Origin of the sequence: Pseudoduganella albidiflava (genome assembly GCF_004322755.1) — a bacterium.
GTDB classification, from domain to species: Bacteria; Pseudomonadota; Gammaproteobacteria; order Burkholderiales; family Burkholderiaceae_D; genus Rugamonas; species Rugamonas albidiflava.
On sequence record NZ_CP036401.1, the window covers coordinates 3,173,028 to 3,198,026 of the forward strand.

A 24,999-nucleotide genomic window follows, 5' to 3' on the forward strand; every position below is an offset into this window, starting at 1 on the left:
TTTACGCCAGCCGCAGTTCCCAGTACCCCACGTCCAGCCACCGGCCGAACTTGAAGCCCACTTCACCGAAGTGGGCGACTTTTTTGTATCCCAGCTTTTCATGCAGCGCCACGCTGGCCTGGTTCGGCAGCGCGATGCCGGCGATCGCCAGGTGGCAACCGTGGGCGCGCAGCCGTTCGAGCAGGGCCTGGCACAAGGCCGTGCCATACCCCTTCATCTCGCTGCCCTGCGCCAGGTAGACCGACGTCTCCACCGAATAGCGGTAGGCGTGACGTACGCGCCACTTCGTCGCGTACGCATAGCCGGCGATCGCGCCATCGGCACCCTCCAGCACCAGCCACGGCAAGCCGCCATCCTGCACGGCGGCGATACGGCCCCGCATGTCGTCCGCCGTCACGGCATCTTCCTCGAAGCTGATGGTCGTGCCGGTAATGTACGGGTTGTAGATGGCGGCGATGGCGGCGCCATCGCCTGGACGGGCGTCGCGGATCAAGCGCGCGGGCGCTGCTTGTGGAACACCATCGGGCTGTACGGCACGGCCGACGGCGGCGGCGAGTTCAGGATGCCCGGCTTCATCGCGCCGACCACGTGCATCTCGCACGGCTTGCAGTCGAAGCGCAGCGTATAGGTCTCGCTGCCGGACACCAGCGTCATCGGCTCGGCCTTGACCTGCCCCTGCACGCCTTGCACGCCCTTGGCCTGTTTCGGGCACAGGTTGAACGAGAAGCGCAGGCAGTGCTTGGTGATCATCAGCGGCACTTCGCCCGCTTCCTCGTGCGCCTCGTAGGCGGCGGCGATCATCTGCACGCCATGCTTGTGATAGAACGCGCGGGCCTTCTCGTTGTAGACATTGGCCAGGTACGTGAGCTGCGTGTCCGGGTAGACCGCCGGCGGTTCGGCCGGCGCCTTGCGCGGCGGGCGTTCCCACGCGGCGAGCCGGGCCGCTTCATGGGCGGCGATGGCGTCGCGGCGCAGCGCATTGATCGCGCCGGACGGCACGAACCACGGCTGCGACAGCTTCAGCTCGACACTGCCGGCTTCGAACATCGTGTTGCCCAGCTTGCCCAGGCTGGTGCGCAGCGCCGCTTCGGCCTGCGCCGCCTGCTGGGCAGGCTGCAATGCCAGCGCTGCGGAGGTCGAGCTGGCGATGCCGTCTTCGTCGGTGACCGACAAGGTCAACCCATCCGCACGCTCGGACAGCACCAGGTGGACGCTGACCTTGCGTTCCGACGATTTCTTCGCCAGCGCGGCTTCCCACTGGTGGTCGCGGTTGCGGTGGACCTCGGTGCCGACCTTCAGGCCGGCGAGGGTAGCCATCGGCTCGTTGGGGAATACGCGCCAGCGCTGGCCTTCCTCGTTCTCTCCCAGCTTTTCCACCGTGTTGGCCTGCACCCCGGCGGACGCGCGCTTGACCATGAAGTTCAGGCCATCGCCGTTGGCCATCGGCGCATCGGTCAGCAAGTCGAAATGGTCACCGCCCAGCCGGGTCACGGTACCCAGCTTCACGCCCAGGTATTTCGGCGAATCGAAGGCGCCGATATCGTCCTGGCGGCCGCCGGCGAAGTAATCGGTATGGCCGCGGTGGAAGTTCTTGTCCACGTCCGGCGTGAACAGCACCTGGGTGCGGCCGCTCGACGCGCGGACGAACTCGGTGCGGCGTTCCAGGATCTCGTCCAGCAGCAGGCGGTAGTGGGCCGTGATGTTCTTCACATAGCCCATGTCCTTGTAGCGCCCCTCGATCTTGAACGAGCGGATGCCGGCATCGACCAGCGCCTCCAGGTTGCGGCTCTGGTCATTGTCCTTCATCGACAGCAGGTGCTTGTCGTAGGCCACCACGCGGCCCTGGCCGTCGGACAGCGTGTACGGCAGCCGGCACGCCTGCGAGCAGTCGCCCCGGTTGGCGCTGCGCCCGGTGTCCGCATGGGAGATATAGCACTGGCCGGAAAACGCCACGCACAGCGCGCCGTGGATGAAGTATTCGAGCGGGGTATCGACCTCGGCACGGATCTTCCTGATCTGCTCGATCGTCAGCTCGCGCGCCAGCACCAGTTGCGAAAAGCCCACGTTACCGAGGAATTTCGCCCGCTCGACGGTGCGGATGTCGCACTGCGTGCTGGCGTGCAGCTGGATCGGCGGCAGATCGAGTTCCAGCAGGCCCATGTCCTGGATGATCAGCGCGTCCACGCCCGCTTCGTACAGTTGCCAGATCTGCTTGCGCGCCAGCTCCAGCTCGCTGTCGTGCATGATCGTGTTCATCGTCACGAAGATGCGCGAGCGGTAGCGGTGCGCGAAGGTGGTCAGCGCGGCGATGTCCTCCAGCGGATTGCTCGCGTTGTGGCGCGCGCCGAAAGCCGGGCCGCCGATATACACGGCGTCGGCGCCATGCAGGATGGCTTCACGGCCGATCTCGGCGGTTTTGGCGGGCGACAGCAGTTCGAGTTCGTGGGCGAGGAGAGACATGGAAAATCCTGGGTGGAGGGGAACAAACCTGGGCGAAGGGGCAGATTATAGCTTTCCGCACCGGGACTGTCACCGGCGGGCGGGGTTGGCGTGCCGGCACCGGCAGGCTGCCGGGCTCGCCCATCCTGGCGATTCCCGTACAATTCTTTCATCATAGCCCCTGGGATACCCACATGGAATGGCTGGCCGACCCCAATATCTGGATTGGGTTGCTGACGCTGATCGTCTTGGAGATCGTGCTCGGCATCGACAACCTGATCTTCATTGCGATCGTTGCCGAGAAAGTGCCGCCGCACCAGCGCGACAAGGCGCGGCTGCTGGGGCTGTCGCTGGCGCTGCTGATGCGCCTCGGGCTGCTGAGCGTGATTTCCTGGATCGTCACGCTCACCGAGCCGCTGTTCCACATCGGCACCATGGATTTTTCGGGCCGCGACCTGATCCTGCTGTTGGGCGGCATCTTCCTGCTGGCCAAGGCCACGATGGAACTGCACGAGCGGGTCGAAGGGCAGGCGCAGGTGAACAGCGGCCCGGTTGCCTACGCCAGCTTCGCCGCGGTGGTGGGCCAGATCATCGTGCTCGATGCCGTGTTCTCGCTCGATTCCGTGATCACGGCGGTCGGCATGGTCGACGAACTGGCCGTGATGATCGCCGCCGTGATCGTGTCGATGGCGGTGATGATGTTCGCCTCCAAGCCGCTGACCCGCTTCGTCAACGCCCACCCGACCGTGGTGGTGCTGTGCCTGTCCTTCCTCCTGATGATCGGCCTGTCGCTGATCGCCGAGGGCTTCGGCTTCCACATTCCCAAGGGCTACCTGTACGTGGCGATCGGCTTCTCGGTGGCGATCGAGGCGCTGAACCAGCTGGCGCGGCGCAACTTCGCCCGGCAGCAGGAACACGTGCCGCTGCGCGAACGGACCGCCAACGCCGTGCTGCGCATGATGGGCGAGAAGACCGACGACGGCGGCGCCGAGGCACCGGCGGCCGCCGGGAAGGAAAGCGAACAGCCCACCTTTGAATCGGCCGAGCGCCACATGGTCAGCGGCGTGCTGAGCCTGTCGCAGCGGCCGGTGCGCTCCATCATGACCCCGCGCTCGGACATTTCCTGGGTCGACCTCGACGACGACCCGGCCTCGATCCGCGCCCAGCTGCTCGACGCGCCGCACAGCTTCTATCCGGCCGGCCGCGGCCAGCTCGACAATATCGTCGGCGTGGCACGCGCCAAGGATGTGATCGCCGACCTGATGGACGGCGGCCACATCGATCCGGCGCGCAGCATCCGGCCGCCGATCGTGATGCCGGATGCGGCCGGCGTGCTGCAGGTGATGGAAACGCTGAAACGCTCGCATGGGCAGCTGGTGCTGATCGCCGACGAGTACGGCACGATCCAGGGCCTGGTCACGCCGATCGACATCCTCGAAGCGATCGCCGGCGAATTCCCCGACGAGGACGAACAGCCGGTGGTGCAGCCGTTCGGCGACGGGCGCTGGCGCGTGGATGGCGGCGCCGACCTGCATTACCTGCAGCAGGTGCTCGATTCGGATGCGCTGGGCGTGGCCACGGACGACTACACGTCGCTGGCCGGCTTCATGCTGGAACGCTTCGCCACCTTGCCGCACGTCGGGCAGGTGCTGGTGCTGGACGACCTGCGGCTGGAAGTGGCGGAAGTGCGCGAGCGCCGCATCGCCACCGTGCTGATCACCCGGATCGATGCGGATGCGCAACAAGGTGAAGGCTGAGGACCGTTCTAGCCAGCCAAGGCAAGCTTAACCCCTGGAAATCTTTCATTCTGACATGATACACTTGTAGTTCTAACAATGAACGTGCCCGATACGCTCGGCACGTAGATCAACAAGGGTAGTCATGAATACATTTTCCAGGTTCGTGGGCGGAACCACGTGTGCGCTGGCGCTGGCCGCTTGCGGCGGAGGAGGCGGGGGCGGCGGCACGTCCACGACCCCGACAACACCGACGACACCACCGGTCGTCAAGCCCGACCAGTCGTGGCTGACGCTGACCCCGTCCAGCGTCGACGTCACCACATTCGTCGGTGAAGCGGCGACGGTCTCGATCACTGCGAAGTCGAGCAAGACCTTCGCCAAGCCCGTCAATATCGGCATCATCGATGCAACCGGCGTGTTTTCCACCGACGTGAAAATCACCACGCTGTCGGATCTGGAATACCGTGCCGACCTGCAGACGTCGACCGTGTTGCCGGTGGGCGTGCGTACAGCCACGCTGGAGCTGCGCCTTTGCGAGGACGATCCGAAGGTGTGCAAGTCGCCGCTGTCCGGCTCGCCGTGGCTGATCCCGGTGAAAGTCGATGTCCAGCCCGATACGAACCCGACGCCGTTGAGCTACCTGCCGAACGTGGCGAACTGGGGAACCTACCAGGGCAACGCATCCCACACTGGCTACGTGCCGGCCACCTTCGACGCAAGCAAGTTCACGCGCCGCTGGGTCCTGCCCGTGTCGAACACGAGCGGCGAGAATGTGCCGGTCACGCATGACAACGGCCGTACCTTTGCCGTGTTCAGCGGCCGCTTCGCCGCGTCGTCGATCCTGGTGGCGGTCAGCGAAGACACCGGCAAGGAACTGTGGCGCATGGACTTCGGCGCCGTCCACCGGGTCAACCCGCCCGCCGCCGCGCACGGCAAGGTGTACCTGGCCACGTCCGGCCACGGCGACACGTTCTTCTGGGTGTTCGACCAGGAAACCGGCAAGCTGCTCAGCAAGACCAGCATGGATTCGCAATGGGAACGGTACCTCGCGCCGACCGTATATGGCGACGCGGTCTATACCAACAGCGGCTACTACGGCGGGATGACGAAGTTCAGCACCACGACGTTTGAAAAGGCCTGGTTCGCCGGCCTGCCGCAGTACGACGGCTGGACGCCGGCAGTCGATGCCAGCCATGCCTACACCTATGTCAACGGCACCTTGTATGCGCTGGCCACGGCCGACGGCAGCACGGCATTCACCATCGCCGATCCGGACAACCAGTGGAGCGGCTATGACGGCACCACGCTGGCCTTGTCCGGCAGCGGCATGGCATACGCCGTCAACGGCGGGCGCCTTCTCGGCTTCGACCTGGCCGGCCGCAAGATCGCCTGGAAGGCGAACGGCACCGCCGTCGGCATGCCGGCCTTCGCCAAGGACGTTGTGTATGTGCTGAACGCGCGTGGCACGGTGGTGGAAGCCCATGCGGCCGCCACCGGCGCGCTGCAGTGGACCTCCGAGTCGCTCGGCACCGGCCCCTACACGCAGCTGGTCGTGACCGACAACCTGGTGTTCGTCGGCTCGGCGGAACGGACCGTGGCGATCGACCTGGCCACCCAGCGCAAGGTGTGGGAGTACCCGTTCGGCGGTGACCTGTCCATCTCGAACCGCGGCGTGCTGTACATCGCCGGCCAGAAGGGCAAAGTGGTCGCGATCAACCTGCGGTAATTCCCCGGCCGCGGACATCTTGCGGTGTCCGCGGCCTCCAGTGGTAGCAGGAGGGCACAGGTGCTCAGCGGCGCTGTCAGCCGGTCGCCGTGGCCAGTGCGCTCCGAGGTAATTGTCTATTTGCAATTACGATAGCCGAACGTTAATATCCCCGGTTTTCAAGACAATCTGCGCCCAGCAGAGAAACCATTCAGGGATATTCATGAACAGATTTACCAATGGCCTTGCCATCGCCGCTTGCGCTGTGGCGCTGTCGGCGTGTGGCGGCGGCGGGTCTTCCGCCGGCGGGTCGAATCCGGCCACGGGCACAGCGACCGGGACGGGCGGTGCTTCCGGCGGCAGTCAGGCAGACCAGTCCTGGCTCACATTCAATCCGCCTGCCGCGGATATCACCGTGTTCGAAGGAGAACCATTCAGGTTCCGCATGATTGCGACGGCCACCCGTATCTTCGAGAAACCCTTCAATGTGGCGATCGTCGACAGCAAGGGTGTCGTCGCAAAGGAAGTCAAGATCCAGCAGTTCGTGCCCCTCCAGTACGAAGCGGTCTTGAGTACCGAACCGACCCTCCCCGTCGGGACGCACGCGACGCGTCTCGAGGTGCGTGTCTGCGAGGACGATCCACAGGTGTGCAAGGTGCCGCTTCCAGGCTCGCCGTGGTACATCCCCTTGAGTGTGACCGTCATGAAGGCCACCAACCTGACCGCGCTGGAACAGGTACCCGGGGTCCCCGCATGGACGACGTATCAAGGAAACGCCGCGCACAGCGGCTACGCGCCGGCCAGCTTCGACCCGGCGCGCTTCTCCAGGCGCTGGGGGTATCCGGAAACGGGCGACATCGCTCACAACAATCCAGTAGCGGTCGACAATGGCCGGGCATTCATCGCCGAACGGAGTTCCGGCAACTGGCCCGTATTCTCCTTGAGGGCTTTCAGCGAACAAACCGGCGAGACGGTCTGGCGAAAGGAATTCAACGGGATCGAAAAGATGTCACCGCCGGCCGCGGCGGATGGCAAGGTCTATGTTGTCGTCAAAGCGGGTGCGTACAAGCTTCAGGTGTACGACCAGGCCAGTGGCCAACTGCTGGCTGAGACCTGGGTCAATGGGTTCAATGAAACCTACGCTCCCGTACTGCACGGCGACAGTGTGTTCGTCGGCAGCGCCAGCGGGAACGGGACGACCCGGGTCGACGCCGCCACGCTGGGCACCACGTGGCAGATCGACCGTGTCGAGGAGTCCTGGGACTGGACGCCGGCAATCGACGGTTCCTATGTCTACATGTATGTGGACTCCGTTTTACAGGTAGTCGGCAGGAACGATGGCATCACCGCCTATTCCATCGCCGATACGGGCTTCGTGACACAGGGGGGACGGATCGGCAGCGTGGCACTTGCGGGGCCGGGGTCGGCCGTCGTCGTCAGCAGCGACCGCCTGGTCGGGTTCGACCTCGCCACGCGAACCCGGGCGTGGGTGATCGAGGGCGAGTTCGTGGGCGCTCCCGCCGTTGCAAAGGGCATCGTCTACGCGGTGAACGGCAGCAGCCTGGAAGCACGTGACCTTGCGTCGGGCAAGCTACTCTGGAGAAAGGGCATCGGCATGCACGGCAGTATGCAGGCCCGGGTGATCGTCACGGAAAACCTGGTCTTCGTCAGCGAGCAATTGCTCACGCAAGCGATCGATCTCGCCACGCACAAAACCGTCTGGTCGTATCCGGCCGGTGGTTCGTTGTCGATCTCCGACCGCGGCGTCCTGTACATCGGCGGCCGGGCCGGAAAGATCAACGCGGTCAATCTGCGCTAATCGCAGCGGCGAAAGACACCGTCTTTCGCCTTCTCCCTACGGGATCTTGCGCCGCAGCGGCATCGGCACCGGCGTTTCGCGCGTCGGCATCGGCGCGCGGTCCGGCGGATTGAGGCCGGTGACCAGGTCGGTGATCTTCACCGACTGGCCCGTTTCAAAGCACTGGTTGGCGGCCACGCCGATCAGGATCGAGTAAGCCCCCGAGCGTTCGTCGGCCAGCCGCTTGTACTTGTCGGCCGGCGCAGTGCCGAAAATCTCTTCCAGCATCACCGCATCGCCGCCGCCGTGGCCACCCGTACCCGTCCAGGGCTCGATGTCGCGCGGCGCGCCGCGCAGCGGGATCACGCGGATCTGCACCTGGTCGCTGCGGCTTTGCACTTCACTGGCGCCGGCGGCGCCCACCTGCTCGACGATCCGGTGCTCCAGCCGGCCCTTGGTGCCGTTGAAGGCCACGTGGTATCCCTCCCACGCATCGTAGGCGGACAAGGCATAGTTCAGCTGCGCGCCGCTGTCGTAGCGGACCATCACATTCATCGTGTCTTCGATATCGATTTCCGGGCGCCATACGCACTGGTCGCGGTAGTAGCCGTCATGCTTTTCATTGTCCAGGTACAGCGCCTTCAGGCCCGGATCGGCCGCCAGGTCGAAGTAGAACGTGCACTTCTGCTTTTCCGGGCAGGTCAGGCACCGTTCATGCGCGCCGGCCAGGCCCATCCGCTTCGCGGTCGCGGGCGTGTAGAACTGGCGCGAGCCGAAGGCGTGCACCAGCTCCGGCTGCGCGCCCAGCCACCAGTTCACCAGGTCGAAATGGTGGGTCGACTTGTGGATCATCAGCCCGCCCGACATCGCCTTCTTGCTGTGCCAGCGGCGGAAGTAGTCGGCGCCGTGCACGGTATTGAGCAGCCAGGTGAAATCGACCGACATCACGTCGCCGATCTCGCCGCTCATCAGGATATCCTTCACCTGCGAACGGGGCGGCGTATAGCGGTAGTTGAACGTCACGCGGATGTGGCGGCCGGTGCGCTTCACGGCGTCGAGGATGCGCTGGGCCTTTTCCGCCGTCGTCGTCATCGGCTTCTCGGTGATCACGTCGCAACCCGCTTCGAGCGCGCGCACGATGTACTCGTCATGCTTGGCGTCCGGCGTGGTGACGATCACGTACTGGGGCCTGGTTTCCCGGATCATCTGGTCGAAATCGGCGGCCTTGTAGGCCTTCGGCTGGCTGGCGCCGGTGGCCGTGACGGTCCGCACGGCCAGCGCGGCGCGGCCCGGGTTGCTGTCGCAGATCGCCACGATCTCGTTGCCGTCGCGGTATTTGCCGGTGATGGCGCCCGTGAACATGCGGGCGCGCGAGCCGACGCCCACCACCGCGTAGCGCTTGCGCGGGGTCGCGGCAAAGGCGCTGGTGGCCATCATGATCCCGGCCGCGCCCGCGGCCTTCAGCACGGTGCGGCGATCGAACGGACCGGCATTGTTTTCGCTCATCGAAGTGTCTCCATAGATTGTGTGGAACGGCGCCATCACCCTTCTGGAGAGAGTTGATTGTTGGCGTCGGCTAAGCCGATGGTAGGTCCAATCGCGCCATGTGGCAAGACCACTTGTGGTAACCGGACGGACCAATCAACTTGGTGATCAATCGCCGGCAGCTTCGCCGCGACGGTCTTTGTAACCGCCGGATTATTTTTTGATATTTACTTTCGGATTGACGATATGATCACGTCACGTAGGAATTTACTGATCATCATTAGGATTTATTACCTTGGGAGGCGTGGATGCCGATGCACTCTTACTTGCGGATCGATGGCGTCGCGGGCGGCTCGACCGACAGCGGGTATGAGGGGTGGATTGCCTGCGATTCGGTGAGCTGGTCGCTGCACGGCGCGGGCAGCCCGGAAGGCCTGTCCGAGATCCGGTTCGTCAAGCCGGAGGATGCCGCGTCGCCCGTGCTGGCCCGCCTGTGCGTGACGGCCGCCAGCGTGGCGCGCGCCCGTTTCGACTTCCTGCGCGCCGCGCCGGAAGGCAGCCTGGTCAAGTGCTACGAGATCGAGGTGGAAGACGTGACCGTGGCGTATGTGGCCACCGGTCCCCGGCGCGAGGAAGCGATGATGGAAACCGTGGTGCTGACCTTCCGGCACGCCCGGCTCACGTCCAGCCCGCGGGACGGACAGCCCGACAGAGCAAACTAGCGCAAGCCCGGCCGGCGCCGGCACCCTCGCCGGGCACGATGCCGGCAGAAGGCACTGGCTGGCCGGCTACTCGGGCACCCGGTAGCGCTGCTCCCGATAGAGCAGCGACGGCAGCATCACGTGCGCCATCGCCCGTTCGACCAGTGCCGCGGCCGGCGGCTTCGCATCGAGCGCCAGCGCGCCGCTGGCGGGATCGTAGCGCCCGGCCAGCGGTGCCTGCTGCGGCCGCAGGATGGTGGCGGAGTCGCCCTCCAGCCAGGCGAAGTAGTTGTCGAACTGGAGCATCGCGCGTCCCGGGGTCTCGCTGTCGCGCGCCAGGTCGCGGCCGATCATCGGATGGTCGCTGGACACGCCCATCAGCGACAGCAGCGTCGGCGCCAGGTCGATCTGGCTGGCCAGCGTGCGGATATGCCGCGGCTGCACGTCGGCGCCCAGGATCAGGCCCGGGATGTGGAACTTGTTGATCGGCACGAGGCTGTCGCCATACACGCGATTGTCATGGTCGGCCACGATCAGGAACACCGTATCCTTCCAGTAGTCCTGCCGCCTGGCGGCCGCGATGAATTTGCCGAGGGCGAAGTCGGCGTACTTGACCGCGTTGTTGACATGCTGCTTGACCGGGTCGTGCAGCGCGATCTTCCCATCGGGGAACTCGAACGGTTCATGGTTCGACGACGTGAAAACCAGGCTGAAGAACGGCTTGCCTTGCGCGTGCAGGGTCTTCAGCCGCGCCAGCGCGGTGTCGAACAGGTCTTCGTCCGAGGCGCCCCAGCTGCCTTCGAAGCGGGGATGCATGGCGCGCCGGTCGACCACGTTCTGGAAGCCGTTGCCGGTGAAGAAGCTGCGCATATTGTCGAAATGCGCTTCGCCGCCGTACACGAACTCGGTCTGGTAACCCTGCCGGCCCAGCCCCTGGGCCAGCGTATAGAAATTGCGCTGTGCCAGCGACAGCTTGACCACGCTGCGCGCCGGCGTGGGCGCATAACCGGCCACCACCGCCTCGATGCCGCGCACCGAGCGGGTGCCGGTGGCATACAGCTGCTCGAACCACCAGCCCTGTTCCTTCAGTTTTTCCAGCTCCGGCGTCACCGGCAGGCCGCCCAGCGATTGCACGAAGGTGGCGCCCAGGCTTTCCTCCAGCACGATCACCAGGTTCAGCGGCTTGTCGCGCCGGTATGCCGCCTGCTGGTGGTGCAGCGTGGGCAGTTCGGCGGACGGGAAACGGTAATCGCCCAGCCAAGGGGCCGACCGGACTCCCGCCAGCACTTTGTCACGCGCCAACGTGCCGTAGATTTCCGACGACCGGGCTTCCTTGCGCATCGCGCCAATGGCGTCCAGCACGGACCAGGCCGAGCTGATGACCAGCGAATTGACCAGCGCATCGCCGCTCAGCGCGAACATGGCCGGGTTGGCGGGACGGTGCGCCGTGGTCGAACGGATCTGCAGTGCGACCACCAGCAACAGCAGCGGCCACGTCAGCAGCAGGCGGCGGGCCGGCCACAGCACCATGCGGCGCGACGCGGCGGCCAGCATCCGGTGCGCCAGCACGGCCAGCAGCACGGTCGCGGCGACGGTACCGACCAGCGCCGGCCGGTAGCCATGCCACAGCGTGCCGAACACTTCGGCCGGGTAGCCGAGGTATTCGATGAACAGCCGGTTCGGCCGCATGTCGTACTGGACGATGAACTGCGGGGTCGCCAGCTCCATGAAGCCGATGAACACCAGCGCCGCGGTGGCCCACCAGGCGGTCAGCCCGGCCCACAGTTTGGCCGTGCGGCGGTGTGCCAGCAGGGGCGCCAGTGCCAGCGGGATGATCGTCAGGTAGCCGAGCACGATCAGGTCGGCCCGGATACCCTGCACGAACATGTCGCCGAGGATGCCCGCGGCCGCCACGCGGTCGCGCTGCCAGGCAACGAGCGCGAGCCGCGACAGCGACAGCAAGGCCAGGCCCGCCGTGAGCAGGCAGAACAGGTTCAGGTAGGGGCCGGTGCGCTGCCACCAGCGCGTCGGGTCGGATGCGGAGAGAGAAGAACGGGAGCTTGCCTGGGTCATGTGATCGATGTGCCTGGGTCGGTGGTGCGCGCTGCCGGCCTACAACGGGGATGTTGTACGCGGCGCGCGCCATTCCGCACGGTAGCGGACCAGGCGTCGCGGCTCAGTTAAGCGGTGGTTAAGTTCCTGTTAAGAGTCGGATGTCGTCGCACGAGGGGCGGACGAGGGGCCTGGGGATGCCGCGGCCCCGGCAGGCGCCACAGACGAAATGACGGCGGCAGCCGATTCCGCTTTCCCGGACAGCCAGCGATCGCGCAGTCGCAGGAACGGCCGTTCGATGGCGAGGTACAGCAGGGCGGCCACCGCGACCGATGCGGCAGCGTAGACCAGCAGCGCAAGCACGGGCGCCTGGCGGCCCAGTCCCGGTAACGCGGCATCGAGCCAGCCATAGACCTGCTTGTGCGTCAGGTACAGGCTGAAGGCCAGCATGGCGAGCGATGCGACCCCGGGCAGCGCGCGACGGCCGATCCACGTGGCCGGACTCGCTGCGCCGGCCAGCAGGCAGGTGCAGCCGAGCGCCACCAGCGGGAACAGCACGACGGCGCCCGCGGCGCTCATGGGGGCGATGCGCGTGCCGCAGGCCAGGAGCGCCGCACCGATCGCGAGGGACAACCAGGCGCGCCGCATCAGCCATGACCACCAGCCCGGCCGGAAGGCACGCACCGCCGCCAGGAGCACGCCCATCAGCAGGCCGTCGAGGCGCGACCAGGTCGGATTGTAGATCGTCGCCACGTACTGGCGCATGGCGGTGCCAGTGTCGCCGGCATCGAGGTGCGGTGCGACGCCATGCCGCCAGAGCCACGCCCTGAGCAGCATCCCGCCGCCGATGAGGCCAACCGCGGTGGCGACGGCGGGGAGGGTGCCCGGCCGGCGCGCCAGCAGCCAGGCAACGGCGGGGAACAGCAGATAGAAGTGTTCTTCCACGCACAGCGACCATGCATGGGAATAGGCCGTGCCCTGTTCCCAGTCGGGGAGCAGGTTCAATGTGAAGGTGACGAATTTCCACGGCGGCTGCAGGTCGCCGCCTTCGCGCCATCCCGGCAACAGCACATAGAGCGCAAGCACAGCGTAATAGGCGGGCAGGATCCGCAGCGCGCGCCCTGCCATGAACTTCCGCCAGTCCGGCGTGCCACCCTGCGCATACTGGCGCCACAGCTGCCAGCCGATCAGGTAACCACTGAGGACAAAGAACAGGTCCACGCCCATCCAGCCATGTTCCACGAGCGCCGGCAGGGCGATGCCGTGACTGGTGATGTGATAAAGCATGACCGCGACAATGGCCGCTGCGCGCAGCAGGTCGATGCCCGGCGCGCGCGAATGATCGGTGCCGTGAGACAGAAGGGCGGCCACCGCCAGGGGAAGGTTCTTTTCAGTAATGGCAATCTCCGCCTGAATGCGGTCTGGCGAAAGCCCGACAAACGCTGCCGGAAGGTACTACGAACAGGGCCGCGCATCAATGGCCGAGCTGTGAGGGCGTGCAGGAAGCAGGGCGGTGCGACGCATGCCAGCCCTGGTCGGATCCGGGCTGCAAATGAGGGTGCGAACGGAAGCTAGCCAGGCAATATTGAAAGAAAGTAAAATACGGTTCCCACGCAGTCATATCCGGGCCGGCACCGCGCACCCACGAGCTGTCTTTCCAGATAAATTTGCAACTAACCGAAAGGTATTTCCACACGGCTGGTTACAAAGCCAACGACTGATCACGCACCCAGTCTACAAAACGGAGGGCGACCAGCAACCGTCGTACCGCTTGCAAGAGAGCAGGGGCACTCACCGCACCCATGACAGGGCAGCGACCGGACACCGGTGCCCGCAGAACCGACAGCCTATGCCATTCGCCGGAAACAACGGATAATGGCGGCCTCACTCGATTCGAGCACTACTGGAACACTCCCATGGAAATCAAGGTCAACTTTCTCGACAAGCTTCGCCTGGAAGCCAAGTTCGACGATTTCACGGTCATTGCCGACCAGCCGATCCGCTACAAGGGCGATGGCTCGGCGCCTGGTCCGTTCGATTACTTCCTGGCCTCGTCGGCCTTGTGCGCGGCCTATTTCGTGAAGCTGTATTGCTCGACTCGCAATATCCCGACCGAGAATATCCGTCTGTCGCAGAACAATATCGTCGACCCGGAAAACCGCTACCAGCAGATTTTCAAGATCCAGGTGGAACTGCCGGCGGACATCTCCGCCAAGGACCGCGAAGGGATCCTGCGCTCGATCGACCGCTGCACTGTCAAGAAAGTGGTGCAGGCCGGCCCCGAGTTCATCATCGAGGAAGTGGAGAACCTGGACGCCGATGCGCAGGCCTTGCTGACGGTGAATCCGGATACGGCGACCACCACTTACATTCCCGGCAAGGACCTGCCGCTGGAACAGACCATCGCCAACATGTCCGGCGTGCTGGCCCGGCTGGGGATCAAGATCGAGATCGCCTCGTGGCGCAATATCGTGCCCAATGTCTGGTCGCTGCATATCCGCGATGCGCACTCGCCGATGTGCTTCACCAACGGCAAGGGCTCGACCAAGGAAAGCGCGCTGGCATCGGCGCTGGGCGAGTACATCGAGCGACTGAGCTGCAACCACTTCTACGCCGGCGTGTTCTGGGGCGAGGATATCGCCAACGCACCCTTCGTGCACTATCCGGAAGAGCGCTGGTTCAAGCCGCGCCGCGGCGACAAGCTGCCGGCCGAGATCCTCGATGAATACTGCCTGGATATCTACGATCCGGATGGCGAATTGCGCGGCTCGCACCTGGTCGACACCAACTCCGGCAACGTGGAGCGCGGCATCTGCTCGCTGCCGTATGTGCGGCGCTCCGATGGCGAGACGGTGTACTTCCCGTCCAACCTGATTGAAAACCTGTTCGTCAGCAACGGCATGAGCGCCGGGAACACGCTGGTCGAAGCGCAGGTGCAATGCCTGTCCGAGATTTTCGAAAGGGCGGTCAAGCGAGAGATCATCGAAGGCGAAATCGCCTTGCCCGACGTCCCGGCCGACGTGCTGGCGAAGTATCCGGGCATCGTCGCTGGCATCAAGGGCCTGGAAGAGCAGGGTTTCCCGGTGCTGGTGAAGGATGCGTCGCTGGGCGGAAAGTACCCGGTCATGTGCGTCACGCTGATGAATCCCCGCACGGGCGGCGTGTTCGCCTCGTTCGGCGCGCATCCGAGCCTGCAGGTGGCACTGGAGCGCAGTCTCACCGAATTGCTGCAAGGGCGCAGCTTCGAGGGCTTGAACGATCTGCCGCAACCCACGTTCGCCAGCAACGCGGTGACGGAGCCGAACAACTTCGTCGAACACTTCATCGATTCCAGCGGCATCGTGTCGTGGCGCTTCTTCAGCGCCAAGGCCGACTACGACTTCGTCGAGTGGGATTTCTCCGGCCACGGCGACAACTCGAATGCCGAGGAAGCCGAAGCACTGTTCGGCATCCTGGCCGACATGGGCAAGGAAGTCTATACGGCGGTGTACGACCACCTCGGTGCCACCGCATGCCGGATCCTGGTGCCTGGCTATTCGGAAATCTATCCGGTCGACGATCTGGTGTGGGATAACACGAACGTCGCGCTGCAGTTCCGCGCCGATATCCTGAACCTGCATTCGCTGGACGATGCCGCGCTGGAAGCCCTGCTCGAGCGCCTGGAAGAGAGCGAGCTGGACGACTACACGGACATCGCCACGCTGATCGGCATCGACTTCGACGAGAACACCGACTGGGGCCAGCTGACGATCCAGGAGCTCAAGCTGCTGATCAACCTCGCCCTGAAAGAGTACGAGGAGGCGCACGAGCTGGTGGGCGCCTTCCTGCAATACAACGACAACACGGCGGAGCGCCGGCTGTTCTACCAGGCCATGAACGTCGTGCTCGAAGTGGTGTTGAACGAAGACCTGGAACTGGATGATTACGTCGTCAATTTCCGCCGGATGTTTGGCGACGCGCGCATGGACGCGGTGCTGGGATCGGTGGACGGCACGGTGCGGTTCCATGGCCTGACGCCGACCAGCATGAAGCTGGAAGGCCTCGACCGTCACGAGCGGCTGCTCGACAGCTACCGGAAACTGCACAAGGCGCGGGCTGCCGCGGCGGCTGCGACGCGCTGACCTGGGCGTCATGATTCCGCGCGGCGCGTATCGAGCCCTGTCAAGGATCCGCGCCTGCCGGAGAATCCACGAGGGCCGCGGAAAAGTCGCTAGAATGACGCCATGAAAGCGATTCTGCTGCTGATCCTGACCATCTGCCTGTGCGCGAGTGCCGTCGCCGGACCGCCTCCGCCGCACGACTGTTGTCCGGATCAGCATTGTCCGGTCGACTGTATCGCCATGGGCTGCGCCCCCGGCGCGCCAGCGATTGCACCGCCGCCGGCCCTTGCCAGCTGGGCGGTCATCTCGGCAGGCGCTGTCCAGCCTTCCGCTCCCGGCGGTGACTTGCCGTCGCCTTACCGGACGATCTGGGTGCCACCTGATTGAGGCATGGCGTTCTCTCTACCCCATGTTCTCAACTCACAGGAAAATCCATCATGAAATCGAAACTCGTCAAGATCACGATCGCAGCCGGCTTGCTGGCTGCTTCCACCGCTGCCTTCGCCGCGGCGAATGGCTGCTGCGGCAGTATCGAGTGCTGCCTGAAGATGCTGGCTTGCTGTTTTTAACAGGCACCAGGTAATCGAGTAAAAGAGAAGGGCGGCCACGGCCGCCCTTTTTTTCTCTGGACACTTTATCTGGCCGCGATGTCTTCGTGGCCACTGTATCCGGCACACGAGTGTATGCGTGCCCGCATCACCGCTGTCCAGCCATCAGATCTTCTGCAACTGCCTGTCGATCGCCTTCATCGCGCGCTCGCTGCGTTCGCTGTAGCGATCCGTCAGGTAATCGGTGCGGCCCCGCATCAGCAGCGTGAACTTGAACAGCTCTTCCATCACATCGACCATCCGGTCGTAGTACGCGGAAGGGCGCATGCGGCCATCGTCATCGAATTCCTTGTACGCCATCGGCACCGACGACTGGTTCGGGATCGTGAACATGCGCATCCAGCGGCCCAGCAGGCGCAGCGTATTGACCACGTTGAACGACTGCGAACCACCGCAGACCTGCATGACCGCCAGCGTGCGGCCCTGGCTGGGGCGGACCGCCCCCTGTTCCAGCGGGATCCAGTCGATCTGGTTCTTCATCACGGCCGTGATGGCGCCGTGCCGCTCGGGGCTGCACCACACATGCCCTTCGGACCACAGCGACAGCTCGCGCAACTCGACGACCTTCGGGTGATTCTCGGACACGCTGCCGGCCATCGGCAGCTCGGTGGGATCGAAGATCCTGACTTCGCCACCGAAATGCTCGAGGATGCGCGCCGCCTCTTCGATCAGGAAGCGGCTGAATGAACGCTCGCGCAGCGACCCGTACAGCAGCAGGAAGCGCGGCGGGTGGTCCATTTCGCCGACGGGATCGAGCTTCGGCAGCGCCGGAATGTCCAGCTGGTCGGCGCGAATGTTGGGCAGGTTCGAGATCTTATCCATGGTGAACACGCTGGCCTTTTTCGTCGATGACAGCTTCGCCGTCTTCCTTGGCAAACGCGCCGCGCTGGGGCTCGGCAAGGATATCGAGCACCAGTTCCGAGGGGCGGCACAGCCGCACGCCGGCGGGCGTGACGACGAATGGACGGTTGATCAGGATCGGATGGGCGAGCATGGCGTCGATCAGCTGCTCGTCGCTCACGGCCGGGTCATCCAGGCCCAGCTCGAGATAGGGCGTGCCTTTCTCGCGGATGGCTTCGCGCACGGTCAGCCCCGCCTGGTCGATCAGTTCGACCAGCGTCGCACGGTTCGGCGGATGTTGAACGTACTCGATGACTTCCGGCTCGATGCCCGCATTGCGGATCAGGGCCAGTGTGTTGCGGGACGTGCCGCAGGCGGGGTTGTGATAGATGGTGACGCTCATGATGTCTCCTCAGGCTAAGCGAACGGCCAGTGCGGCCAGGGTGATCAGCAGTACCGGCAAGGTCAGCACGATACCGACGCGGAAGTAGTAGCCCCACGAAATGTGGATGCCTTTGCTATCGAGCACGTGGAGCCACAACAGGGTGGCCAGGCTGCCGATCGGCGTGATCTTCGGCCCCAGGTCGCTGCCGATCACGTTGGCATACACCATCGCTTCGCGCACCACACCCTGGGTGCTGGTGGCATCGATCGACAGGGCCCCGATCAGCACGGTGGGCATGTTGTTCATGATGGACGACAGGATCGCCGTGATGAAGCCGGTGCCCAGCGCCGCACCCCACACGCCGTACTCGGCGCAGCGGTTCAGCAGCGCGGTCAGGTAGCCGGTCAGCCCGGCATTGCGCAGCCCGTAGACGACGAGGTACATGCCGAGCGAGAAGACGACCACTTGCCAGGGCGCGCCACGCAGGACTTCACGTGTGGAGATCTTGTGGCCACGCGCCGCGACGACCAGCAGGAGCAGGGCGCCCGCAGCCGCGACGGCACTGATCGGCACGCCCAGCGATTCGAGCCAGAAGAAGCCGATCAGCAGCAAGCCCAGCACCCACCAGCCGGTGACGAACGTGGCGCGGTCGTGGATGGCTTCGTCGGGGCGCTTCAGCTGCGCCAGGTCGTAGTCGGCGGGGATGTCCTTCCGGAAGAACAGCAACAACAGGCCCAGTGTCGCGGCCACCGAGACAAGATTCACCGGCACCATCACCGCCGCGTAGCGGGCGAAGCCGATATCGAAATAGTCGGCGGAGACGATGTTGACAAGGTTCGACACCACAAGTGGCAGGCTGGCCGTGTCGGCGATGAAGCCCGCGGCCATCACGAAGGCCAGCGTGGAGCGGGCGTTGAAGCGCAGCGCATGCAGCATGGCGATCACGATCGGCGTCAGGATCAGGGCCGCGCCATCGTTGGCGAACACCGCGGCGACAGCCGCGCCGAGCAGGATAAGCATGGCGAACAGGCGCTTGCCATTGCCTTTGCCCCAGCGCGCCACGTGCAGCGCGGCCCACTCGAAGAAGCCGGCCTTGTCCAGCAGCAGGCTGATGATGATGACCGCAACGAAGGCGCCGGTCGCGTTCCAGACGATGTGCCACACCACCGGAATGTCGGCGATATGGATGACGCCAGCGAGCAGGGCGACCAGTGCGCCGACCGCTGCGCTCCAGCCGATGCCGAGGCCGCGCGGCTGCCAAATGACGAAGATGAGTGTAACGAGGAAGATCAGGAACGCGATCAGCACGGGTCCATCCTAAACAGTACGTTTATCGTTGTGGTCGGGGAGTCGAGAAAACGGGGAGGGCGGTCAATAGCGTGGCGGCCGAGCGCAGCGCTGGCATAGCGGGATCAGCGTCAGCATGATCTCGCCTTGTCATTGCGAGGGCCGCAAGGAATGCCGCCGCAGCAGTTCTCGGTCAGGAAGCCGATGAGGCTGTTCATCGTTGGCATATCCGCCGAATAGATCACGAAACGGCCTTCGTGCCGGGAGGTCAACAGCCCCGCATGGGTGAGTTCTTTCAGGTGGAACGACAGCGACGACGGTGCGATATCGAGTTCCTCGGCGATCTTGCTCGCGGCCAGCCCTGCCGGCCCAGCCTGCACCAGGAGCCTGAACACAGCCAGCCGGCTTTCCTGGGCCAGCGCCGACAGCGCCGCCAATACTTCCTTCGTCTGCATGCTGATGCTCCATTCGATGATTCGACAATCGTTGAAGGATCTTACATCAGCACGTTCGACAATTCAAACATTATCGAATTATCTTGACGGCGCTGCGGGAGCGGTCGTAATGTCTGGCCGTCGAGTGGGCAATGCCACCCGTGATCACGCATCGCAGCTCCAGGCACCGTACCCGCTTGTATATCGACACCGCAACCAGGAGAAAACATGGAGAAGTTGCTGACGTTTCGACCGGCCACCGCGACGGACTGGCCGTCCATCGAAGCGCTGCTACTGGCGGCACGCTTGCCCCTGGACGGCGCTCGCGACCACCTCGAGGAGTTCGTCATCGGCGAAAACAGCGGCGCGATGTGCTGCGTCGGTGGCTATGAACGCTATGGCGACGTGGCATTACTGAGATCGGTAGCGGTGGCTGAAGGATGCTGCGGCCAGGGCATCGGCGAGCAGTTACTGGAGGCGATCAAGGTGAGGGCGCGCGACCACGGCGTTCGGCACCTGTACCTCCTGACCACGACTGCCGCCGATTTCTTTGCACGGCACGGATTCACGGTCGTCGAACGTGATTCCGCGCCTGCCGCGCTGCACGCATCCCGGGAATTTCAGGGCGTCTGTCCCGCATCCGCGACCTGCATGATGGCCTCGCTGGACATTGAACCGCGGCTGTAATCACGGCGTTGCATGCCAGGGCTGGAAAGCCGGATGTGCCAAGCATGGAGAACTGAGCAACCGTCTTTTGTTGACACCGCGGCCCCGACGCATACACTCAAGACATCGAGGGTTGGAGACTGATGAAGGGAGCAGCGACATGGCAGATGGTTCCGCAGATACCAGGCCCCGACTATTCGAATATTGCTCGAAGAGGGGATTTGTCACGCAACTTGCCGAGGTAACAGAACAGGAGCCTCAGCAAATCGCCGACCGCCTCGGCCTTTCTCGCCACCTGATGGCCGATGGCTATGCACTGTTGCTGTTGATTGGTTCAGTTGCGCGCCAGGACTTCGCCTGGCATGCCACGACGCAATTCTCCGGTGGCTGGGTGAAGGAGCGGATCTATTACAAGGACAAGAATCGCATGCGGTCATCCGTCGAATATGTGCGGGTCGCGGACCAGACGCGTTTTGCCGCTTACCAGGGTGATGGATACCAACTTGAGGGTACATGGAACGCCTTCATCTCTGAACAGGAAACACTGCTGCAGGCCCGCGATGGTTGCAAGCGCATCGTCAAGATCGTCCCGTTCCTCAAGGGTGGACCCGGAGACTACCCGAATGTGAAGCGAAACGCCGCCGCTCAATGGGAGTTACTGGTTGCAAAAGAGTTCTACTGCGCGAAGATTGTCACGAACAGGGGAATCATCCGTGCCGGCGAATTCGATGCTACGCATGCCGGTTGATCCACGCATGCATGCGCTGGTGCGATTCGAGTCGGAGGGAAACGTTGGATGGTTGCGAACCAGCGTGGCCGCCAAAGTTGCCTGCAAACGGAACAGGAGACTTCGTCAGGGAGCCAGCTACAAGGAGCCAAAGAGCTGCTGCGATCCCAACCACATAACTTCGCATAATCTATATTATGTCAAATGCGAACTATGGGCACCCTGGCGGGTGTGGATGCGCAGACGGCTACATGCCCTATCAGTCCACATCAAGTTCACGCCAGCGACAGGTATCGTGCCCATGTTCATGAGGCTGTGTTCTGACTTCTGACTTCCCGAGCGAGATTGGCGGGACCCATTTTCACGTAAATGCGTCTCCGTCAGGCGGTTCCAGATCCCGCTGGCCATCAGCGCCGCTGGTGGCCAGCCCGCGCGCGCCCTATGGTTTCGCAGGGCCAGTCAGGCGAAGCATCAACACGCTGTGCGGCGCGAGGCGCGCTTTCAGTTTGGTGCTGGTGTCGCCCGTCTTCTTGCTCCACAGGTCGGACCAGCGGTAGACGGACTGCTTGAAATCGACCGACCTCTTGCTCAGGTCATCGATCAGGACTTGCTTCTTCCAGTCATGGTCAACGTCGGCAGGCTGGTTGGAGCGGTTCAGGAACATCAGTGCCCATTCTCCGCCGTCGAGCGGCTTGGCATAGAGCTCCAGCGGACCGTCGGCCAGGACGCGCAGCGCCTGCACACCGAGCTTGTCCTGGCTCACCGCGATCACGCCTGGGTTGGTCAGGATGCGGCGGGTCGCCTCGGACATGGAACGCAGGTCGTTGCCCAGGATGAGGGGCGATGCCATCATGGCCCAGATCGACAGATGGGCGCGGTCTTCATCGTCGCTCATGCCGTTGCCCACTTCGAGCATGTCCATATCGTTCCAATGGCCGGGCCCTGCGAACTTGCGCAGGCCTGCGTCGGCGTGCTTGTCGAGGATGCGCAGCACGCCCAGGCCAGTCGAGAAGCCGGGGCTGAACTGGCAGTCGAAGCAGTTATAGATATCGGGCGTGGTCCGCCAAGAATGGCCGACCTTGCCAGCCCATTCCCACGGCTTGCTCATGCCCCATTCGCATATGCTGAACAGCATTGGACGGCCCGCCTTGGCGATCGCGTCGCGCATCGTGGTGTAGGCCGCCTCGGCATTCAAGCCCGGGGTGTCGCACCAGTCGTACTTCACGTAATCGATGCCCCAGCTCGCGTAGGTTCGCGCATCCTGATACTCGTGGCCGCGGCTGCCGGGACGGCCGCCGCAGGTGGTCGCACCCGCGTCCGAGTAGATGCCCAGCTTGAGTCCCTTGCCATGCACATAGTCCGCCAGCGCCTTCATGCCGGATGGGAAGCGCTTGGGGTCGGGCTGGATAGTGCCGTCCGCGTCGCGCTGGCCCTGCCAGCAATCGTCGATGTTCACGTACTGGTAGCCAGCGTCCTTCAAGCCCTGCCGGACCATGGCATCGGCGGTCTCGCGGATCAGGCGCTCGTCGATGTCGCACGCGAATTTGTTCCAGCTGTTCCAGCCCATTTGCGGGGTGCTGGCCAGGCCGTCGAACTTTTGAGCCCAGCTGTTGGCGCAGGCGACGGCAGCCAGCAAGCCACCTACGACGAGCTGTGCAGTGTGTTTCATGTTCATCGTGAATCCTCTATTCTGTCGATGTTATAAGTTGACTTGGTAAGCGTGTAATGATTACTGCACTTCTATCTGATACCGCAATTGAAATACCGCTTGGCTCGCAGCCGAAGCGCAGGGCGCGGCCGATTATTAAAACTCGACACTAAACTCGACAATACTAACTGTAATGTCGAGTTTAATAAAACTGACTTGCATCCTGCCTGCTGTACAGCCATTACCGGGCATCGACGTGAAAGTACGAATTCTTTCCGGAGTATCGTCGGCAAGGCAATTCGCAATTCGATCATCCTGCGGTGATGCCCAGGGTTTCCGAAATCCCCCTTGCAGTGACTTCCCTCGGACAGAATGTATTTTCTCGTGCGGCCCCATAGCAAGCCGTGCTTCTCCAGCCAGCCGAGTTTTCCATCTATACAAAGCGACCTTCCCCAGTACGAAAGACTTTTCGTTCATTCGCCTGGGACTCTTTGAAGGTCAGCTGATCTATTGGCGCCCTTTTCTCTTGCCTGACGTGGTCACCGCATCTCATCCCCATGCGATGAATCAGATCGGCAAGACCTGCATCGCCAGCGCATTTCGGTGTTAGCGCGACGCTCTGAAGGGCGCCAGGTACAGCGCAAGAACGTCGCCGGCTGTCACCATGCGCCCCACGCCCACAGGCTCATCCGGCGTGGCGCCCTCTTCCACACGTAGCCCGAAACGTTCCAGGCACCAGCCCCTTCCAGGCGACAGGAAACGCCGCAGCAGGCGCTGGGGTCGCCGCTCTTTCCGTGCTTGCTCAGGGGGCGGACGGCACGAACGTCACAACGATGCGCCGGTAGCGTGTCAGCGGCGGACTGCCCTTGTCGATCACCTTGACGATGAAGTGGGCGGTCTCCGCCTTCGTTACTACCGGCGCCTGCCCCCAGACGGTGTGAAGATTTTCCGCGTCGCCCAGCTTGACCTGCTCCCTGTAGCTGCCAGCTTCGGGATAGTGAAACCACAGGTAGCTCAAGCTGTCCCCATCGGGGTCGGAGCTGCCTGCGGCGCTCAGCGTGAAACGTTCGCCCGATTTGATGGTCAGCCGGTCGCCATGGCCGAGCTTTACGACCGGGGGATGATTCGCCTCTTTGTATGGCTTGGTGGACCAGTCCATGCGGGCGGCGAAATCGTTCTGGAAGTCTTTGCGCCAGCGCAGGATGGTGGTCCTGTACCCTTTGGAAACCTTGTCGTGGGCGCGCACGGCGCGGAAGAAGTCGTTATGGACCATCGGTGTGTAGCTATCCACGGCGTTGGTCCAGATGGCGCGGGGCTCTTGCAATACGGGTACGTTGCCGGTGAAGCCTTTCGGATCGGTCGTTTCCAACGCCGGCGTGTACAACTCGTAGCGCCCTCCCCAGCCGCCCCAGTCGGGATGCTCGGGCGCATTCAGGCCGTTCGGTATCAAGGACAGGAAGGATGGCGTATCGCCCTCCATGCCATAGGCGACATCCGGATAGATCGCGCCCAGAGCGCCATGCCCCTGTTGAATATGCGCGGCGATCCAGCTGTTGCTCACTTCCGTGCTGTCGAATCCCGGCTCGGTCACGTTGATGCCAGTCCAGGTGCCGTTGCCATACCCGCCGGGGCTGACAACGTAGAACAGATCGGGAAACCGGGTGCGTATCCAGATTCCGGAATCGTCCTGGTCGGAGATCGTGTAGACGCGCAGCTTGCTTAGCAGCCGAGCGGTCTGCTCCGGCGTCCTGTCATGGCCGATCCGATACAGCGCTTGAGCGAGCGTATTGGCACCACCCCAGACCGCGACCCACAGTGGCCGCGGATCGTTTTTCTCCAGGGCCTCGATGATGGCGTTCGATCCCGGCGAGTCCCCGCTGTCGCCAACACCCTGCATGCCGTAGACCGGCGAACCGGCATGCACCACCGCTTTCAGCGCCTGCGCTTTCGGAAAACCTGGTTCGTGCTTCAACAACCGGGGTTGTACCCGGCCGTAGGCGTCGATGATCGCGTGGATCGAGGCCGGTGCGATACGCGACTTCTGATGCGTCGAGGTCGTGGCGACGATACCTTCGATATCGATCTGATTTGCGTACAGCAGCAATCGTACGAGTGACTGGCTGTCATCGGGGTCGGCCTCTATATCGGTGAGGACAACCAGGCGTTGTCGGGGTTCGGCGAAGCCAGGGGCCGGCACACATGCCAGTAAAGCCGCCAGCATCGCCGTGATTGAAAATAGTCGCATCATCTCAGTATGGAATTGGAATATTGGAATGGAAATACGGCTTTCCAGTCCGCTCGCTGGTCATGGGCCCGGGCAGCTGACGGATTGCGCGTTCAACAGCGCACCGGGAAAGTCCGTGTCGAGGATTTTGTTATTCCGCC

20 protein-coding genes are annotated in these 24,999 nt (G+C 63.7%); 9 read left to right on the top strand and 11 right to left on the bottom strand.

Going from position 1 to position 24,999, the window contains the following annotated elements; all coding sequences use genetic code 11:
- Position 1: 1 nt before the first annotated feature.
- Together EYF70_RS13175 and EYF70_RS13180 are read right to left on the bottom strand one after the other, a co-directional pair.
- Positions 2-493: an arsinothricin resistance N-acetyltransferase ArsN1 family B gene (locus EYF70_RS13175; RefSeq protein WP_131145813.1), complete on the bottom strand. Its 492-nt coding sequence runs from the start codon at positions 491-493 to the stop codon at positions 2-4.
- Complete coding sequence (locus tag EYF70_RS13180; protein WP_131145814.1) at positions 490-2,460, bottom strand: peptidase U32 family protein; 1,971 nt, start codon at positions 2,458-2,460, stop codon at positions 490-492. The genes EYF70_RS13175 and EYF70_RS13180 overlap by 4 nt, the downstream gene beginning before the upstream one ends.
- A 173-nt stretch (positions 2,461-2,633) precedes the next feature.
- Between EYF70_RS13180 and EYF70_RS13185 the strand changes: the two genes are divergently transcribed.
- The 3 genes from EYF70_RS13185 to EYF70_RS13195 all read left to right on the top strand — a co-directional run bounded on the left by EYF70_RS13185 (position 2,634) and on the right by EYF70_RS13195 (position 7,702).
- Positions 2,634-4,196 (top strand): TerC family protein, encoded by a 1,563-nt coding sequence (locus EYF70_RS13185; RefSeq protein WP_131145815.1) that lies wholly within the window; start codon positions 2,634-2,636, stop codon positions 4,194-4,196.
- Between the two features lie 124 nt (positions 4,197-4,320).
- Positions 4,321-5,904, top strand: a complete 1,584-nt coding sequence (locus EYF70_RS13190) for an outer membrane protein assembly factor BamB family protein (RefSeq protein ID WP_131145816.1) — start codon at positions 4,321-4,323, stop codon at positions 5,902-5,904.
- Between the two features lie 682 nt (positions 5,905-6,586).
- Positions 6,587-7,702: an outer membrane protein assembly factor BamB family protein gene (locus tag EYF70_RS13195; protein WP_371861738.1), complete on the top strand. Its 1,116-nt coding sequence runs from the start codon at positions 6,587-6,589 to the stop codon at positions 7,700-7,702.
- 36 nt (positions 7,703-7,738) lie between these two features.
- Here EYF70_RS13195 and EYF70_RS13200 read toward each other — a convergent pair whose 3' ends face one another.
- Positions 7,739-9,187 (bottom strand): Gfo/Idh/MocA family protein, encoded by a 1,449-nt coding sequence (locus EYF70_RS13200; RefSeq protein WP_131145818.1) that lies wholly within the window; start codon positions 9,185-9,187, stop codon positions 7,739-7,741.
- A 293-nt stretch (positions 9,188-9,480) separates the two neighbouring features.
- On the opposite strand from EYF70_RS13200, the gene EYF70_RS13205 reads away from it, so the two are divergent.
- Positions 9,481-9,888, top strand: coding sequence for a type VI secretion system tube protein Hcp (locus EYF70_RS13205; protein WP_165497656.1), 408 nt, complete (start codon positions 9,481-9,483; stop codon positions 9,886-9,888).
- A 66-nt stretch (positions 9,889-9,954) separates the two neighbouring features.
- Here the strand turns inward: EYF70_RS13205 and EYF70_RS13210 are convergent, their stop codons facing one another.
- Complete coding sequence (locus tag EYF70_RS13210) at positions 9,955-11,940, bottom strand: LTA synthase family protein (protein ID WP_131145820.1); 1,986 nt, start codon at positions 11,938-11,940, stop codon at positions 9,955-9,957.
- Positions 11,941-12,069: 129 nt separating this feature from the next.
- Complete coding sequence (locus EYF70_RS13215; RefSeq protein WP_131145821.1) at positions 12,070-13,290, bottom strand: acyltransferase family protein; 1,221 nt, start codon at positions 13,288-13,290, stop codon at positions 12,070-12,072.
- 545 nt (positions 13,291-13,835) lie between these two features.
- Here EYF70_RS13215 and EYF70_RS13220 point away from each other — a divergent pair.
- The 3 genes from EYF70_RS13220 (at position 13,836) to EYF70_RS31840 (ending at position 16,588) form a co-directional block, all read left to right on the top strand.
- A complete protein-coding gene (locus tag EYF70_RS13220; protein ID WP_131145822.1) occupies positions 13,836-16,040 on the top strand; it encodes an OsmC domain/YcaO domain-containing protein in 2,205 nt (734 codons plus the stop codon).
- Between the two features lie 102 nt (positions 16,041-16,142).
- Entirely contained in the window at positions 16,143-16,406 is a 264-nt protein-coding gene (locus EYF70_RS13225) for a hypothetical protein (RefSeq protein ID WP_131145823.1), read from the top strand.
- A 50-nt stretch (positions 16,407-16,456) separates the two neighbouring features.
- Complete coding sequence (locus EYF70_RS31840; RefSeq protein ID WP_259772427.1) at positions 16,457-16,588, top strand: hypothetical protein; 132 nt, start codon at positions 16,457-16,459, stop codon at positions 16,586-16,588.
- Between the two features lie 144 nt (positions 16,589-16,732).
- Here EYF70_RS31840 and arsH read toward each other — a convergent pair whose 3' ends face one another.
- The 4 genes from arsH to EYF70_RS13245 all read right to left on the bottom strand — a co-directional run bounded on the left by arsH (position 16,733) and on the right by EYF70_RS13245 (position 19,594).
- Complete coding sequence (gene arsH / locus EYF70_RS13230) at positions 16,733-17,449, bottom strand: arsenical resistance protein ArsH (RefSeq protein WP_131149079.1); 717 nt, start codon at positions 17,447-17,449, stop codon at positions 16,733-16,735.
- Positions 17,442-17,870, bottom strand: a complete 429-nt coding sequence (gene arsC, locus EYF70_RS13235; RefSeq protein ID WP_131145824.1) for an arsenate reductase (glutaredoxin) — start codon at positions 17,868-17,870, stop codon at positions 17,442-17,444. Before arsC ends, arsH begins: the two co-directional genes overlap by 8 nt.
- Positions 17,871-17,879: 9 nt before the next feature.
- Positions 17,880-19,160 carry an arsenic transporter gene (locus EYF70_RS13240; protein ID WP_131145825.1) on the bottom strand — a complete coding sequence of 427 codons (1,281 nt, stop codon included), beginning with the start codon at positions 19,158-19,160 and terminating at the stop codon, positions 17,880-17,882.
- A 110-nt stretch (positions 19,161-19,270) separates the two neighbouring features.
- Positions 19,271-19,594, bottom strand: a complete 324-nt coding sequence (locus EYF70_RS13245) for an ArsR/SmtB family transcription factor (protein ID WP_131145826.1) — start codon at positions 19,592-19,594, stop codon at positions 19,271-19,273.
- Between the two features lie 207 nt (positions 19,595-19,801).
- Between EYF70_RS13245 and arsN2 the strand changes: the two genes are divergently transcribed.
- Positions 19,802-20,260: an arsenic resistance N-acetyltransferase ArsN2 gene (gene arsN2, locus EYF70_RS13250; RefSeq protein WP_131145827.1), complete on the top strand. Its 459-nt coding sequence runs from the start codon at positions 19,802-19,804 to the stop codon at positions 20,258-20,260.
- Between the two features lie 139 nt (positions 20,261-20,399).
- On the top strand, positions 20,400-20,987 hold the full coding sequence (locus tag EYF70_RS13255) for a hypothetical protein (RefSeq protein ID WP_131145828.1): 588 nt from the start codon (positions 20,400-20,402) through the stop codon (positions 20,985-20,987).
- A gap of 418 nt (positions 20,988-21,405) precedes the next feature.
- On the opposite strand, the gene EYF70_RS13260 is transcribed toward EYF70_RS13255, so the two are convergent.
- Complete coding sequence (locus EYF70_RS13260; protein WP_131145829.1) at positions 21,406-22,641, bottom strand: glycoside hydrolase family 27 protein; 1,236 nt, start codon at positions 22,639-22,641, stop codon at positions 21,406-21,408.
- 775 nt (positions 22,642-23,416) lie between these two features.
- The gene (locus EYF70_RS13265; protein ID WP_131145830.1) at positions 23,417-24,862 is read right to left on the bottom strand and encodes a nucleoside hydrolase-like domain-containing protein; all 1,446 of its coding nucleotides are present in this window, start codon (positions 24,860-24,862) and stop codon (positions 23,417-23,419) included.
- Between the last annotated feature and the right edge of the window lie 137 nt (positions 24,863-24,999).